Here is a 16,012-nt window from a genome sequence, read left to right as displayed (position 1 = left end):
GCTTGAATGAAACGCGCTCGCGATTCAGGCCAGAGGCAGGGTCACCACCGCCCTTAGCCCCGACCCGCCTTCACGGTCCAGGAGTTCGATAACCGCCCCGTGCAGCTCGACGGCCCGTTTCACGATCGACAATCCCAGGCCATAGCCCTCTCCCTGCGTGTCCACGCCGCGCTGGAACCGGGTGAACATGGCGGCGCGGCGTTCCGCCGGAATGCCGGGACCATCGTCGGCCACCTCGATGACGGCACTTCGTTCGACATGCCGAATCGACAATTCGACATGGCCTCCGTGTGGTACGTGGCGAAAGGCGTTTTCCAGCAGGTTACGGATCATCGCGCCGAGGGCGACGCCATATCCGTTCACGAAGAGGTGAACGGGCAACTCGATGCTCAACTCCACGCCACCGGTGCCGATCACGGGCGACATTTCCTCGACCACTTCCAGCGCGATTTCCCTGAGATCCACGCGGCTTCGCGGCCCCGAGGCCGCACCGGCTTCGAGCCGGGCCAGCGCCAGCAATTGCTCGGTGCGCCGTGCCAGGGAGACCAGGCATTCGCGAGCCGCTTCCAGCGCAGCCTGTGCCTCGTCCGGTTGCGCCGAGGCCATCGCGTCTTCGAGGTTGATCATGGTCGAGGCCAAGGGGGTGCGCAGCTCATGGGCCACGTCCGCGCTGAACTGCCGTTCGCGCTCCAACGCCCCTTCCAGCCGTTCGATCTGATCGTTCAACGCCGTCAGCACGGGCCTCAGTTCGAGGGGCGCGTCCGGCAGGTGGATCGGTTCGCGGCTGCCCGGCTCGCGACGGGTCAGCGCTCCGGCCAGTGACTCCAGCGGCCCCAGGCCGCGGCGGATCGCCCAGCCGACCAGGAGTGCCAGCAAGGGCAGGCCGAGAAGGGTCGGCAGGCCATGTTCGAGCCACAGCGCACGCGTTATCTCATTCCGGCTGTCGTAGCGCTCACCCGCCCGGATGATCACCCCGTCCTGTTCCATGATCAGGGTGAACATGCGCCATTTGTATTTGCCCTTGTGCACGTCCTCGAATGCGCCATCGGATGCATGGGTGTTCGGCACGACCGCCAGGTTTTCCGTGGCGAGCAGCAATGTGCCGTCCCGGTCGAACACCTGGAAACCCACCTCCGACTCGAAGGTGCGCCCCTGCACGGTCAGTTCCTGCGGGTGGTTGGACACGCTGGGCACGAGCAGGCGGGCCGAACGGTATTCACGCAACTGCTCGACGCCGATGCGGCCGACCAGGACTTCCAGCGTGCGCGCGGCCTGGGCAAGCCGGCCGTCCGACAATTCGTTCACTTCTTCGAGCGTGCGCTTCGCGCTGAGGATACCCAACGGCAACAAGACCGCCGCCAGCACGAGCACGATCAACACCAGCAGGCGCGAACGCAGGCTGGCCAGGGTCATTGCGGCTCCCGCGGCACCATGTAGCCGAAACCGCGCACCGTCTGGATCGCGCCATGGCTCAATTTGCGGCGCAACGAATGCACCAGCACTTCGAGTGCGCTGGTGCTCATCACGTTGTCCGGTCCGTAGAGCGAGTTCTCCAGCGATTCGCGGCGGACGATCCGCCCAGCTCGCTCCATCAAGGCTTGCAGCAGGGCGAACTCACGCCGGGTGAGATCCACGCGCTCGCCATGCCAGGTCACGTCGAAGGTGCCCAGGTCGAGACTGAGCGCGCCGGCCTCGAGGCGGTTAACCGCCTCGCCACGCACGCGGCGCGCCAACGAGCGGATGCGCGCGGCCAGCTCGTCCAGGTGGAACGGCTTGATCAGGTAGTCGTCGGCCCCGGCGTCGAGCACGCGGATGCGAGAATCCAGCGCGTCCCGGGCGGACATCACGATGACCGGCGTCTTCACCCGCAGGCGGCGCGCCTCGGTCAGCACGTCCATGCCGTCCTTGCCGGGCAGGCCCAGGTCGAGCAGGACCAGGTCGGCGTCATGGTCCTGCAAGGCCCGCAGCGCCTCGTTGCCGTCACGGAACCAGCTGACCGAGTAAGCCAGCCGCTCCAGGGCCCGGCGGATCGCTTCGCCAAGCTGGACGTCGTCTTCGACAAGGATGATGTGCAAGGCGAAGCCCCAGTGTCCGATAGGTGCCGATTATCCTTTCGCCGAGCTTAGCGGCTCCTTAGGCATCGCCGCTGGAAACGTCGACAAGACCCTTGGCGGGAGCCGAGACCCGTGGTGGGAGCCGCCCCCAGGGCAGACCTTCCGTGAGGAAGCGAAAAGACCACACAATGGGGAATTCCCCCGCCGGACGGTTCCATGCTCGCGATGCCCGCACGCCTCCTCCTCGCCCTGATCGCGGTGACCCCGATGACGATCCACGCGAAAGACACCTGGACCACGCCCGCCGAAGCCTCAGCGTTCCGCACCACGCCGTCCTACGCGGAGACCCAGGCCTTCCTGCGCCGGCTAGCCCGGGCCGCCCCGGACACCATCCGGATCGAGACCTTCGGCACGACGCCTGAAGGCCGGCCGATGACGGTGGTGATCGCGGCCAGGGATGGCGACCTCACGCCGGAGCGGGCGCGCGCGGCGGGCAAGCCCATCGTGCTGCTCCAGGCGGGCATCCACCCCGGTGAGATCGAGGGCAAGGACGCCGGCCTGATGCTGCTGCGCGACTTCGCCAGGATGAACCGCCTGCCTCACCTGCTCGACCACTCGGTGCTGGTCTACATCCCCGTGTACAGCGTGGACGGCCACGAGAATTCCGGGCCTTACTTCCGCATCAACCAGAACGGCCCCGCCGAGATGGGCTTCCGCGGCCAGTCGCAATACCTCAACCTCAACCGCGACTACGTCAAGGCCGACGCCCCCGAAACGCGCGCCTGGCTTGCCTTGTGGAATACCTGGCGGCCCGACCTGCTGATCGATATCCACACCACCGACGGTGCCGACTACCAGTACGACCTCACCTGGTACGCCGAGGACCCGCACAAGCTCCCGCCGTCGGTCGCCGCGTGGCAGAAGGCCGCCTACCAAGAAGGCGCCATCCCCGCCTACGAACGGCTCGGCCACCTCGCCGCGCCATACCTCGAATTCCGCGATGGCCGCGACATCACCAAGGGCATCGGGAATTTCGGCTCCGGTCCGCGCTTCTCCACCGGCTATGCCGCGATCCGCAATCGCGCCGGGTTGTTGATCGAGACGCACATGTTGAAGTCCTACGAGGTGCGTGTCCGCGCCGTTTACGATGTCGTGCGCAGCGTGCTCGATCAGGTAAACAAGGATCCCGCCGCCTTACTCAAGGCTTCGAGGGAAGCCGACAGCTGGGCGGCATCGCTTTCGGCGAAACCCGGCGCGACGCTGCCGGTGACCTTCAAGGAAGATCCGACCCCGAAGCCGTTCACGCTGAAGGGCTATGCCTTCACGCAGACCAGGAGCGATATCTCCGGCGATCTCTGGGTGCGATACGACCCGGCGACGACGAAGAACTACGCCATCCAGAGCTGGAACGACCTCCTGCCCGACGTGGCCGCGCCGCTACCCGCCGCATGGGCGATTCCCGCCCAGTGGACCAACGTGATCGAACGCCTGGACGCCCATGGCATCCCCTACACCCGCACCGCAACGGCCATCCGCGTGAGCGTCGACGCCGACCAACTCTCGCAGCCGACGTGGGCGGACAAGCCGTTCGAGGGCCATCACATGCTCCGCGATGCCGCTATCTCCACCGTGAAGGAAGAGATCGAACTGCCCGCAGGCACCGTCATCGTCCGCTCCGACAATGCCGACGCGGTGCTCTCGCTCAACCTGCTCGACGCCCGCGCACCCGATTCCATGCTGCGCTGGGGTTACCTCAATGCGATCTTCGAACCGAAGGAATACGGCGAGCCACGTGTCGTGGAAGCGCTGGCGCGAAAGATGATCGCGGAAGACCCGTCACTGAAGACGGCCTTCGAAGCCAGGCTCGAGAGCGACCCGGCCTTCGCGGCGAGCCCGCGCGCGCGCCTCGCCTTCTTCTTCGAGCGCAGCCCCTGGTACACCGCGCAGAAGGTTGGGGCGTATCCCGTGCTGCGCCTCGATGACACGACGTTGAAGACGCTGGATGCCACCGCTCCGGCGAAGGCGGGAACCTAGCACCTCCGCGAACAGCCTCGGTCAGGCGACCACCTCGAAGGGCCGCATCATCTCGTTGGCCTCGTGCTCGGCGAGATGGCAATGCCACGCGTAACGGCCGGCGTATCCATCGAAGGTAGCGACGATGCGGGTGATCATGCCCGGATAGACCTGCGCCACGTCCTTCCACCCGCGCTCGTGCAGGGGTGGCTCCTGCGCCGGGCCCACGTAGCGTATGGTCTTCTTCGCCACATATTCGTCCACGTCGAAGGGCCGGCGATCGAGGATCTGGAAGCGCACCATGTGCAGGTGGATCGGATGGGTGTCCTCGGTGAGGTTCACCAGGTTCCACGACTCCGTCGCACCCAGCTTCACCGACTCCGTCACCGGGTCGTGCCACCGCTTGCCGTTGAGCAACATCAGCATCGGGGTGGCCACGCAATCGCTGTATTCGTCCAGCGTGAGTTCGCGGGATTTCGACGCGGACGCTCCGGTCACGCGTGGCAAATCGCGGAGTACGTCGGGAACGCGGCTGTCGTCACGCACCTGCCCTTGTCCCACGGTGAAGCGCATCAGCGGCAGGGCATCGTTCATCAGTTCCACCGCGCCACCGCGCAGCGCCGAGAAATCCACGACCACATCCAGGCGCTCCCCGGGTGCCATGAAGACCGATGTCATGGTCGCCGGCGCGGCGAGCAGGCCCTGGTCGGAACCGATGACCTGGAACGGACGTCCATCGCGGAAGCGGAGGTGATAGAAGCGCCCGTTCGCCGCATTCAGCACGCGCAGGCGATAACGGCGCGGTTGCACATCCGCGCGAGGCAGGATGGCGCCGTTGACCAGCGTAAGGTTGCCGAATACTTCAGGCACCCACGGGGCCTTCGCATCGCCGGAATCGGGGTAGTAGAGACGGCCGTCGGTGCGCAGCAGGCGATCCGCGATCACCAGCGGCAACTCCTGTTCACCCGATGGCAATCCCAGCGAGAGCTCGTGCTCGTCGCGCAACAGGTACAAGCCCATCAATCCGGCATACATGTTGAGCCGGTTGATGCCCATCGCATGGTCGTGATACCAGAGCGTGGCCGCGTCCTGCGCGTTGGGGTAATGGTGCCGGCGCGACTTCCCGGGCACGTACCAGTCTTCCGGATAGCCATCGTCCTTGCGCGGTACCTTCGCGCCATGAAGATGCACGATGGCGCGTACTTCGGGCTTGTCCGCCTCCGCGCCGCAGATGGCATGATCCACCGGGAGGAAGTGACGCGCGGGTAGCGCGTTCTCCCACACCACGTCGAAAGCCTGCCCACCGCGTGCTTCGATGGTGGGCCCGGGATAGTGCCCTCCATAGGTCCACAACGTCGTCGGCGGCAGGTCGCGATGCAGCGCCTGCGTGGTCTCGGCCATGCGCACCCGCAGCGGCTTGCCGGGGGTCGGACGCAACACGGGAGGGATCGGCAATACGTCGACAAAGGGTGCGAGCCGGGAGGGATCGACCAGGCCCGGCATGCGGGTGGCATCGCCCATGGCGTGCATGCACAGGCTGTTGCCCACCTGCCCCGCCGCGGCCTGCATCGCGTGCATGTCGTGCGCGAACAGCCGCGACGGGATCCACCCCGCCGCGGCCATCCATCCCGCCGTCGTCAGGAAACGACGGCGATCAACCATGCCCACCGTTCCCGAACGGCCAGAAAGGCCAGCCACCCGGATGCTTCGGCTGACCGGTCGATTCGTCGAGGATCAGCTTGCGTTCGAACAGGTGCGGCAGGAAGAAGTCGAACATGCTGTCGAGACGGCCGGCCTGCGCGTCGGTCGAGCCGCCACCGATGCGCTGGCTATCGAGCCAGTTGTCCTCGATGAAACGGGTGATCGAGCTCTGGTCGGTCACCGAATGGTCGACCATGTTCTCGCGTGCCCATGGGGAGACCACGACCAGCGGCAGGCGCGGGCCGAAGCCGCAACGGCCCTGCGCCGGCGTCTTGCCATCGAGACCGGGCAAGGTGCCGCGGCCATTGCACACGCCCGCGCCATCGAGCGCGTCGGTGCTGCCCTTCGAGCCGTTCATGCGCGGCGGCGGCTGGTGGTCGTACCAGCCGTCCGAATCGTCGTACGCAATGACGACCGCCGTATCGCGCCAGTCGCCGCTTTGCTGAAGGGCATTCATCACGTGGACGAGGAAGGCCTGCTCGTCGATCGGATTGGAGTAACCCGCGTGACCATCCTGGTAGGCGGGCGCCTTGAGGAAGCTCACCGCCGGCAGGTTGCCCGCGTCGAGGGCGTCGTAGAAGTCCTCGATGTCGTACTGGTGGTTGGCCTGGTCGGTCTTGCCGATGGCCGCGATGGAGGAAGGACGCTCGTGCGTCAGGTTGGCCGTCGAGGGGTAGTACTGGAACGGCGCATGGTGCGGGCTGTAATCGTTGGAGCTGGACTTGGTCACCATCGACAACGTGCGGCGCGTGCAGCCGGTGCTGCCGTCGGGATTGGTGCGGGTGAGGTCGAAACCGCCCTGGAACCAGCCCCAGGTGATGTTGCGCTCGTTGAGCAGGTCGCCGATGTTACGGCCGCCCATGGTCGCCTGGTTGGCCGTCGGCGAGGAGCAGACGTCGCCGAGCGGATCAGGGTCACCGATCATCGTGAGTCCGCCGTTGCCGTCGTCGGTCTCGGCACCGGTGCCGTTGAGCGTGGCGACGACGCCGGCGGTCTGGCCGGCGATCAGGTTGAGCGCTCCCGGCGTGGACGGACCGAAGCCCGTGCCATAGCTGTTGTCGCTCATGGCGAAGTTCTGCGCGTAGTTCCACAGCGCGGTCACGGTGTTGCCGTCGTAGTAGCCCATCACCTGGCCCTTGCCTTCCTGCGTGGCATCGCCGCCCGGCAGGGCTTCGCCGCGACCCGTGTACAGCGGGAAGAGGTCCATCTTGCCGCCGTCGAAGGCGCGTTGTTCGGAGGTGTAGCCGTGATCCTGGTCGGCGGTGGCGGCTTGCGTGCGGGCGAGGCGGAATGGGTTGATCGCGGCGTCGCCGTTGCCGGTGTTTCCGGCATTTGGGTTGGCGGTAAGCAGGGCATGCGTGAGGCCGTTCACCGGCGGCGTGAAGGGCCGCGCGTAGAAGGCCGGTTCGCCGCTGGGATTGGCTGCGAAGGGATAGGTACCGAAGTAGTGATCGAAGGAGACGTTCTCCTGGAAGATCACCACCAGGTGCTTGATCGGCGTGGCGGTACGCGGATCCTTGTTGCCGTGACCGCCATGACCGAAGCCAAGGGCGCTGGACGCGGCCTCGGCGGGCGCGTTGACGGCCTGCCGTGCCGCGACGATCGACGCAGCGGAAAGGGTGAGCACGCAGGCTATGCCCGCGGCCAGTAACTTGCGCATGACAGATGCTCCTCGGAGGTGGATCGACCGATTGCCGTGGGCCGCATCCCCTGCCATGCGGTCGCCGCAGCGTAGGAAGCCGGTATGACAATCCGGGGACATTCGCCGCGAGTTATTGCGAAATACGAGGAACCATGACTTTCGTCACAGTCGGCCCTGCATGGGGGTCGCAGCGGATATGCTGGGGAGCAACGGCGCCGGGGGCACCGTCATCGACACCATGAAAGAGGGAAATCCATGACCAAGCAGTATCTGAAGCCACTGGCGTTGGCGCTGGCCGTCGCGCTCGCCGGCACGGCGTGCAGCAAGCACAACGATGCCGACACGGCGGTGCCCGGTGGCAACCAGCCCGCCTCGCCCAGCAGCGCGGCCCCTGCCGCCTCCGGCACGGCCGCGGCGGCCAAGCCTGCCGGTCCGACGTTCAATATCGCCGACCTGGACACCGGCATCGACGCGTGCAGCGACTTCAACGGCTTCGTCAACGCCAAGTGGGTCGCGGCCAATCCGATTCCCGAAGACCGCACCCGCTGGGGCGCCTTCGACCAGCTGGCCGAGAACAGCCTCAACACGCAGCACGACATCGTCGATGCCATGGACAAGGGTGCGACCAGCGCCAAGGCCGGATCGATCGAACAGAAGATCGGCCTGCTCTACCGCTCGGGCATGAATGAAGACGCCATCGAGAAAGCCGGCGTCGAACCGCTGAAGCCTGAACTGGCCAAGATCGACGCCCTCAAGACCTCGCAGGACATCGTCGATTTCCTCGACACCAGCTTCAACGACGGCAATGGCTACGTGTTCGGCTTCGGCTCGGGCGCCGACTTCCAGAACGCGAAGATCCAGATCGGCTATGCCCAGCAGGATGGTCTCGGCCTGCCCACCAAGGACTACTACACCGACCCGAAGCAGGCAGAGAACCGCAAGGCCTACGTCGCGTACATCGCCAAGACCCTGACCCTCGCCGGCGTGCCGGAAGACCAGGCGAAGAAGCAAGCCGACGAGGTCATGAAGTTCGAGACCCAGCTCGCCGCCGCGTCGCTCGCGCCGGTGGAACTGCGCGCCCCGGAGAACCAGTACCACTTCGTCACGGTCGCCGAAGCCGACAAGGCCACGCCGCACTTCGACTGGCAGAAGTTCTTCGCCGCCCAGGGTGTCCATGTCGACAAGGGCTTCTCGCTGTCGCAGCCGAAGTTCTTCAAGGAGTTCGACAAGATGCTGGCCACCACGCCGGTGTCGACCTGGCAGGCCTACCTGCGCTTCCACGCCATCGACAGCGCATCGCCGTACCTGTCCAAGGCGTTCCAGGACAACAAGTTCGATTTCTACGGCAAGACCCTCTCCGGCCAGCCGCAGCAGAAGCCGCGCTGGAAGCGCGTGCTGGGCACGGTCAACTCGTCGATGGGCGAGGCACTGGGCCAGCTCTACGTGGCCAAGGTGTTCCAGCCGGAAGCCAAGCAGCGTGCGAACGAGCTGGTCGACAACGTGCGCAACGCGCTCAAGGCACGCATCGAGAAGCTCGACTGGATGAGCGACGAGACCAAGCAGAAGGCGATCCAGAAGTGGAACACCTTCCTGCCCAAGATCGGCTATCCGGACAAGTGGCGCGACTGGTCGGGCCTCGACGTCAACGGTGAGAACTACTACGGCAACGTGGAGGCCGCGAGCAAGTTCAACTACCACTACGATATCGCCAAGATCGGCCAGCCGACCGACCGCCTCGAGTGGGGCATGACCCCGCAGACGGTCAACGCGTACTACAACCCGACCGACAACACGATCAACTTCCCGGCCGCCATCCTGCAGCCGCCGTTCTTCGACGCCCATGGCGACGACGCGATCAACTACGGCGGCATCGGCGCGGTGATCGGCCACGAGGCCAGCCACGGCTTCGACGACGAGGGCAGCCAGTTCGACGGTGAAGGCAACAACAAGAACTGGTGGACCAAGGAAGACCGTGCGAAGTTCGACGAGCGGACCGGCAAGCTGGTGGCCCAGTTCAACGAGTACGCACCGATCAAGGACCACCCGGACCTGCACGTCAACGGCAAGCTCACCCTGGGCGAGAACATCGCCGACCTGGGTGGCCTGAACGTGGCGTACGACGCGCTCCAGGAAGCCCTGAAGAAGAATCCGCAGGAAGCCCAGGAGAAGATCGACGGCTACACGCAGGACCAGCGCTTCTTCCTCAACTGGGCGCGTGTGTGGCGCAGCAACGTCCGCGAGAAGCAGGCGATGCTCTACCTGAACGTCGACCCGCATGCTCCCGCTTCGCTGCGCGCCATCGGCGCACCGTCGAACATGGAAGCCTTCGCCTCGGCGTTCCAGTGCAAGCCCGACGCGAAGATGGTCCGTGCGGCCGACAAGCAAGTGAAGATCTGGTAACAGCGACACACCATCGCTGATGGTCCAGAGGCGCCGCACGAAAGTGCGGCGCCTTTTCTTTGGCGGGAGTCATCAATACAATTGCAAATCGTTCTCATTAAACTTACGATATGCATCCAGACGGGTCCCGTACCCGCGTGCGTCTCGTTCCAGGGAACGACAAGAACCCAGCCCGGTGCGTCCTGAAAGAAAGGCCGCGCGACGTTGGCGCGTGCGCGAACGAAGGCCGTTCCTCATTCGTCTTCAGACACGCAAGGGAATCTCCATGGCCTTCATCAAGAGCCGAAAGCACGCCGCTCCCGCGGTGCGTACCGTCGGTGCCGCCGTCCTGCTCAGCCTCGCCCACGGCGCCGCCGCAAGCGACGTACCTGCCGATATCGCGGCGCCGCCCCAACAGGCCAAGGTCAACGATGCGCAGGCCCTGCCCGGCATGCAGGTGGATGCCGACCGCGGAAGCGACTACCGCGTCGACAAGGTCTCCTCGCCGAAATTCACCCAATCCCTGCTCGACACCACGCAGACCATCCAGGTCATCGGCAAGGAACTCATCCAGCAGCAAGGCGCCACCACGCTTACCGAAGCGCTGCGCAACAGTCCGGGCGTGGGCACCTTCTTCGTCGGCGAGAACGGCTCGACCAACACCGGCGATTCGATCTACATGCGCGGCTTCGATACATCCGGCAGCATCTTCGTCGACGGCGTGCGCGATATCGGCACCGTCTCACGCGACGTGTTCAACATCGAGCAGGTGGAAGTGACCAAGGGTCCGGACGGCACCGAATACGGCCGCACCGCGCCCACCGGCGCCGTGAACCTGGTGACCAAGCAGCCGCTGCTGGGCAACGGTGTTTCCGGGTCGGTGCAGGTCGGCAGCGGTCAGCGCCGCCGCGCCACCGCCGACTGGAACCAGTCGATGGGCAACGACGCCGCGTTCCGCCTCAACGTGATGGGCCAGGACAGCGGCGTCTACGGCCGCGACCAGGTCGAGACCAACCGCTGGGGCGTCGCGCCCTCGCTGGCCTTCGGCCTGGGCACGCCGACCCGGGTGTACCTGAATTACCTGCACATCAAGCAGAACAACGTGCCCGATGGCGGCGTGCCCACCATCGGCCTTCCCGGCTATAGCAGCCCCGATGCCCGCTCCTTCCTCAACGACGCCGGCAAGGTCGATCCCGACAACTTCTACGGCACCAGCCAGGACCACGACCATGTCACCCAGGACATGTTCACGGTCATCGTCGAGCACGACTTCAACGAGAACCTGGCGCTGCACAACACCGCGCGCTGGGGCCGCACCACGCAGGATTACCTGCTCACGTCCTTCATGGGCTCCGCCGCGAACCTGCGCACGCCCGATCCCGCCGATCCCTCGACGTGGACCATCGCGCGCAGCACGCCGACGTTCAAGCACCAGTCCAACCGCATCGCCACCAACCAGACCAACCTCACGGCGACGATCGAGTCCGGGGCGGTCACGCAGAACATCAGCACCGGCATCGAGTTGACGCAGGAGCAGGCGCGTACGATCGGCCTGGGCGCCCTCGGTGGCAGCACCTGGCCGGCCGCCAATCTTTATCGTCCGTACTCCGACGTCGGCGGCCTGCGTTATGGCGAGACGGGCGCCAGGAGCGAAGGCAAGACCAACACCGCCGCGGCCTATTTCTTCGACACGCTGAAGTTCGGCGAGCATTGGCAGGTGAATGCCGGCATCCGCCTCGACCATTACAAGACCGACTTCAATAGCCTCGTGGTCTGCGGCGCCCGCAACGGCCCCGCGTGCGGACGCCTTCCCGCCGGAAGCATCGTTCCCGGCGTCGATACGAGCATCAGCGACAACCTGGTCAACTACAAGATCGGCGTGCTGTACAAGCCGGCGGCGAACGGCAGCATCTACGTCAACTTCGCGCAGTCGCAGGAGCCGCCGGGCGGCAACACGCTCACCCTGTCGTCCTCCGCCAATAGCGCGGACAACCCGAACTTCGATCCGCAGAAGGCACGTACCGCCGAGATCGGCACGAAATGGGACCTGCTCGGCGAGAAGCTGCTCCTTACCGCCGCGCTGTACCGCACGACGGTCACCAACGAGTTGACCCAGGACCCGACCGACCTCCTCTACTACCAGGTCGGCAAGAAGCGCGTACAGGGCATCGAAATCTCGGCCCTGGGCAAGCTCAGCGAAAACTGGGCGGTCAGCGCCGGCTTCACCACGATGGATGCCACGGTGGAAAAGGGTACGGGCGTCACGGCCAACGGTTCCGACGACCTGGCATATACGCCGAAGAAGGCATTCACCGCCTGGACCACGTACCACCTGCCCTTCGACCTCACCATCGGCGGCGGCGCGCGTTATTCCGGCGAATTGCAGCGCGGCACCGATGGCGCGATCGGCACGCCGGCGTACACCAAGGCCTATTGGGTGTTCGACGCGATGGCGAGCTACCCGGTGAATCGGCACCTGGACATCCAGCTCAACATCTACAACCTGTTCGACAAGGAATACGTCGCCGCCATCAACAAGAGCGGCTACCGCTACACTCCGGGTACGCCGCGATCGGCCATGCTGACCGCCAACGTGCGTTTCTGATCGACCGGAGGAAAGCCACCATGCTGATGCACATCCCCGACGTCCTGGACAAGGAACAGGTCGCCGGGATACGTGCGGCACTGGGGAGCGCCGAGTGGACCGACGGGCGGCAGACCGTCGGTCCCCAAGGTGCGAAGGTCAAGCGCAACCTGCAACTGCCCGACGCGTCGCCGTTACGGCGCGAGCTGGGCGACAGGGTGGTGGCCGCACTGAATCGCCATCCGCTCTACCATGCCGCCGCGCTGCCGCTGCGCACGCTGTCGCCGCGTTTCAACCGCTACGAAGGTGGCGGCGAATACGGCTTCCATATCGATGGCGCCGTCATGTCGACCGGTCTCGGCGACACGCATGTCCGCAGCGATATCTCCTGCACGCTCTTCCTCAGCGAGCCGGAGGAATACGACGGCGGTGAGTTGATCGTCAGCGACACCTACGGCGAGCACGAGGTGAAGCTTCCGGCCGGCGATGCCATCGTCTACCCATCCTCCAGCCTGCATCGGGTCACCCCGGTGACCCGCGGCGCACGCATCGCCTCGTTCTTCTGGGTGCAGAGCATGGTGCGCGACGATGGGGCACGGCGCCTCCTGCTGGAGATGGACACGGCCATCCGCACGCTTTCAGCCAGCGGTGCCGACCAGGCGGCGATCCTGCAATTGACGGGCGTTTACCACAACCTGTTGCGGCGCTGGGCGGAGACCTGAGCCCCGGTTTCACGACACGGTAGGCACGGGAGCCTCGCGGGCGGATAATTGGCGCCCCCTCGATGTCTCGGCTTCCCAAACGCATGTTCCAACCCGGTCAACGCTGGATATCCACCGCCGAGCCTGAGCTCGGACTCGGCACCATTCTCCGCGTCGAAGGACGCAGCGTGCAGGTGCTCTTCGCCAAGTCGGGCGTCCTGCGTCCTTATGCGGCGGACAGCGCTCCCCTGATCCGCGCGGAGTTCCGGGCCGGTCAACGCGTATCCGGCAAGGGCATCGCCTTCCTCGTGGAGCGCATCGAGGAACGCGAGGGCCTGTTCGTCTATCGTGGCGAAGGCCGCGAACTGGAGGAAGGCCAGCTCGACGACGAACAAGCATTGTCCCAGGCCGATGACCGCCTGATCGGCGGCCGCACCGATCCCAACGACCGCTTCGACCTGCGTCTGGAGGCCTTGCGCAGGCGCGCCGATGCGCGCCGTTCCGCCGCATGGGGCCTGGAGTCCGCCCGTATCGGCCTGGTTCCGCATCAGTTGCGCGTGGCCGGCATCGCCTCCGCGCGACGTCCGCCCCGCGTCCTGCTAGCCGATGAGGTAGGCCTGGGCAAGACGATCGAGGCCGGCATGATCCTGGCCCGGCAACTCGCCGCCGGACGCGCCGGGCGCGTGCTCGTCCTGTTGCCGGAAACCCTGGTCTACCAGTGGTTCGTGGAGCTGCTGCGCCGATTCAACCTGTCGTTCTCCATCTTCGACGAAGAACGCTGCGAAGCCATCGAGCAGGCCAGCGACGGTCGCAATCCGTTCGAAGACGAACAGTTGGTCATTTCCGATTTCGCCTTCCTGGAATCGTCCCCGCGCCGTGCCGCCCAACTCGTGGAAGCGGGATGGGACCTCATCGTGGTCGACGAGGCGCACCACCTCGAATGGACGCCGGAAGGCGCCAGCCCGCGCTATCGCCTGGTGGAAGAACTGGCCTCGGCGACGCCGGGAGTGATCCTGCTCACCGCCACGCCGGAACAGCTGGGCCGCGCCGGTCATTTCGCCCGTTTGCGCCTGCTCGATCCGCAGCGCTACGCCAACCTCGAGGCCTACCTCGCCGAGTCGGCGGGTTATGGTCCCTTGTCCGATGCGGCCAGTGCGCTCGCGGAAGGCAACCCGTTGAACGACGAACAGCGCGCGTTGCTCGCCGGCCGATTCAAGGGCGACCGCGAACTGCTTGCCCTGCTCGACCGCGCCGACGCAACCGGCGAGCTTCTCGCCGCCCTGATCGACCGCCATGGCACCGGTCGTGCGATGTTCCGCAACCGGCGAGCCGGCATTGGCGGCTTCCCCCGACGCACGCCCGAGCTGCTGGTCATCGATCCGGATACGCTCGACGCGGGGCGTCGCGATGCCCTGCTGGCGGAATTCCGCTCGGATATCCAGCAACCGCCCGCGGCGCTGGAATTCGACTACGCCGACGACCCGCGCCTTGCGGCACTGATCGGCTTGCTCGAGTCGCATCCGGCCGACAAGTTCCTGCTCATCTGCCGCAGTCAGGCCAAGGTGATGGCGATCGAGGACGCGTTGCGCACCCGGAGTGGCGTCGGCGTGGCCCGGTTCCACGAGGGCCTGGGTATCGTCCAGCGCGACCGCAATGCCGCCTTCTTCGCCCAGCCCGATGGCGCCCGCCTGCTGCTCTGCTCGGAGATCGGTTCGGAAGGGCGCAATTTCCAGTTCGCTCATCGCCTGGTCATGTGGGACCTGCCGCTGGATCCGGACCTGCTCGAGCAACGCATCGGCCGCCTCGACCGCATCGGCCAGAAGCACGACATCGTCATCCACGTCCCCTTGGTGGAACAGAGCGCGCAGCATGTGCTCGCGCGCTGGTACGACGAAGGCCTCGACGCGTTCCGCAGCAGCCCCGCCGACGGTCGCGAACTGCTCCGCCGTTTCGGCCACCTGCTGGCGACGCTCGCCGACGAACACGCCCGCGAAGACGACGACCGCGATCAGGAACTGGATGCGCTGATCGCCGAGACGCGCGGTGCGCACGAAGAACTGTCCGCCTTGATCCACGCCGGGCGCGACCACCTGCTCGAACTCGCCGCCAGCCGCGACCCGCACGCCGATGATCTCTCGACGAGCTTCGCCGCCGAAGACAAGGACCCGGCGCGCGACGCGTTCATCCAGCGCCTGTTCGAAACCTACGGCGTACACGCCGAGGAACTGGCGCCCGACATCGTGCTGCTCGATCCGCAATACCTTTCCACCGACGGTCTTCCAGGCTTCGCCGAGGGTCCGGTCTCTGTGACCTTCTCACGAGAACTGGCGCTGGCACGCGAGGAATTGCCCCTGCTGCGCCTCGATCACCCGATGGTGCTGGCGGCGGTCGACCTGCTCGTTTCCGGCGAGGACGGCAACGCCGCCTTCCTTGTCGACGATGCGCTGCCCGTGCGAACCGCGTTGCTGCAAACGGTGTTCGTGCTGGAGATCGTCGCCGAGCGCACGCTCGACGCCGGGCGCTTCCTGCCGGCGACACCGCTCATGCTCACCGTGGACACCAAGTTGAGTGAACGCGCGCCATTCCGTCCGAGCGACGTCGCGCTGCGACGCGCCTCGGACCGGAACATCGAAGTGCCGCGCTATCGCAAGTTCCTGTCCAAACTCGTCCCGCCGATGCTCGAGCGCGCGCAGGACCTGGCGGAGGCGCGTGCGGAAGTGCTCAAGGCCGAGGCGCTCGAGGCCTCACGGCACGAACTGGATGCGGAACACGCCCGCCTGGTCGCACTGCATGCCGTGAACCCGTCGATCAAGGACGAAGAGGTCGACGCCATCGCCGCCGAACGCGACGCCCTGCTCGCCGCCATACCCGAAGCGAGGTTGCGCCTGGACGCGGTACGCTTCGTCGTCAGCCCGGATTTCCTCGCCTTGCGCTGAAC

The 16,012-nt window shown here is 65.9% G+C and carries 9 protein-coding genes; 5 read left to right on the top strand and 4 right to left on the bottom strand.

What is annotated here, in order from left to right; all coding sequences use genetic code 11:
• Window positions 1-24: 24 nt before the first annotated feature.
• Window positions 25-1,413, bottom strand: a complete 1,389-nt coding sequence (locus J2T07_RS11280) for a sensor histidine kinase (protein ID WP_306850018.1) — start codon at window positions 1,411-1,413, stop codon at window positions 25-27.
• Window positions 1,410-2,075, bottom strand: a complete 666-nt coding sequence (locus J2T07_RS11275) for a response regulator (RefSeq protein WP_306850016.1) — start codon at window positions 2,073-2,075, stop codon at window positions 1,410-1,412. The genes J2T07_RS11280 and J2T07_RS11275 overlap by 4 nt, the downstream gene beginning before the upstream one ends.
• A 195-nt stretch (window positions 2,076-2,270) precedes the next feature.
• Here J2T07_RS11275 and J2T07_RS11270 point away from each other — a divergent pair, with 195 nt between their 5' ends.
• A complete protein-coding gene (locus tag J2T07_RS11270) occupies window positions 2,271-4,088 on the top strand; it encodes a M14 family metallopeptidase (RefSeq protein ID WP_306850014.1) in 1,818 nt (605 codons plus the stop codon).
• Between the two features lie 21 nt (window positions 4,089-4,109).
• On the opposite strand, the gene J2T07_RS11265 is transcribed toward J2T07_RS11270, so the two are convergent.
• Window positions 4,110-5,729 carry a multicopper oxidase family protein gene (locus J2T07_RS11265; RefSeq protein WP_306850011.1) on the bottom strand — a complete coding sequence of 540 codons (1,620 nt, stop codon included), beginning with the start codon at window positions 5,727-5,729 and terminating at the stop codon, window positions 4,110-4,112.
• Window positions 5,722-7,428, bottom strand: coding sequence for a phospholipase C (locus J2T07_RS11260; protein ID WP_306850009.1), 1,707 nt, complete (start codon window positions 7,426-7,428; stop codon window positions 5,722-5,724). Before J2T07_RS11260 ends, J2T07_RS11265 begins: the two co-directional genes overlap by 8 nt.
• Window positions 7,429-7,665: 237 nt before the next feature.
• Here J2T07_RS11260 and J2T07_RS11255 point away from each other — a divergent pair, with 237 nt between their 5' ends.
• The 4 genes from J2T07_RS11255 to rapA all read left to right on the top strand — a co-directional run bounded on the left by J2T07_RS11255 (window position 7,666) and on the right by rapA (window position 16,010).
• The gene (locus J2T07_RS11255) at window positions 7,666-9,810 is read left to right on the top strand and encodes a M13 family metallopeptidase (RefSeq protein WP_306850006.1); all 2,145 of its coding nucleotides are present in this window, start codon (window positions 7,666-7,668) and stop codon (window positions 9,808-9,810) included.
• Between the two features lie 265 nt (window positions 9,811-10,075).
• Window positions 10,076-12,394, top strand: coding sequence for a catecholate siderophore receptor Fiu (locus J2T07_RS11250; RefSeq protein WP_306850004.1), 2,319 nt, complete (start codon window positions 10,076-10,078; stop codon window positions 12,392-12,394).
• A gap of 20 nt (window positions 12,395-12,414) precedes the next feature.
• Window positions 12,415-13,095, top strand: coding sequence for a Fe2+-dependent dioxygenase (locus J2T07_RS11245; protein ID WP_306850002.1), 681 nt, complete (start codon window positions 12,415-12,417; stop codon window positions 13,093-13,095).
• 83 nt (window positions 13,096-13,178) lie between these two features.
• Complete coding sequence (gene rapA, locus J2T07_RS11240) at window positions 13,179-16,010, top strand: RNA polymerase-associated protein RapA (RefSeq protein WP_306850000.1); 2,832 nt, start codon at window positions 13,179-13,181, stop codon at window positions 16,008-16,010.
• The last annotated feature ends 2 nt before the right edge of the window (window positions 16,011-16,012 follow it).

Origin of the sequence: Luteibacter jiangsuensis, from assembly GCF_030812295.1 — a bacterium.
In the GTDB taxonomy this organism is placed as follows: Bacteria; Pseudomonadota; Gammaproteobacteria; order Xanthomonadales; family Rhodanobacteraceae; genus Luteibacter; species Luteibacter jiangsuensis_A.
This window is presented reverse-complemented; position numbering and strand designations above follow the sequence as displayed.

What these genes read in the sequence shown, in the direction of transcription:
- J2T07_RS11250 (WP_306850004.1), top strand. Translation starts at nt 10,076, where the DNA reads ATGGCCTTCATCAAGAGCCGAAAGCACGCCGCTCCCGCGGTGCGTACC.
- J2T07_RS11265 (WP_306850011.1), bottom strand. Translation starts at nt 5,729, where the DNA reads ATGGTTGATCGCCGTCGTTTCCTGACGACGGCGGGATGGATGGCCGCG.
- J2T07_RS11245 (WP_306850002.1), top strand. Translation starts at nt 12,415, where the DNA reads ATGCTGATGCACATCCCCGACGTCCTGGACAAGGAACAGGTCGCCGGG.
- J2T07_RS11255 (WP_306850006.1), top strand. Translation starts at nt 7,666, where the DNA reads ATGACCAAGCAGTATCTGAAGCCACTGGCGTTGGCGCTGGCCGTCGCG.
- rapA (WP_306850000.1), top strand. Translation starts at nt 13,179, where the DNA reads ATGTTCCAACCCGGTCAACGCTGGATATCCACCGCCGAGCCTGAGCTC.
- J2T07_RS11280 (WP_306850018.1), bottom strand. Translation starts at nt 1,413, where the DNA reads ATGACCCTGGCCAGCCTGCGTTCGCGCCTGCTGGTGTTGATCGTGCTC.
- J2T07_RS11260 (WP_306850009.1), bottom strand. Translation starts at nt 7,428, where the DNA reads ATGCGCAAGTTACTGGCCGCGGGCATAGCCTGCGTGCTCACCCTTTCC.
- J2T07_RS11270 (WP_306850014.1), top strand. Translation starts at nt 2,271, where the DNA reads ATGCTCGCGATGCCCGCACGCCTCCTCCTCGCCCTGATCGCGGTGACC.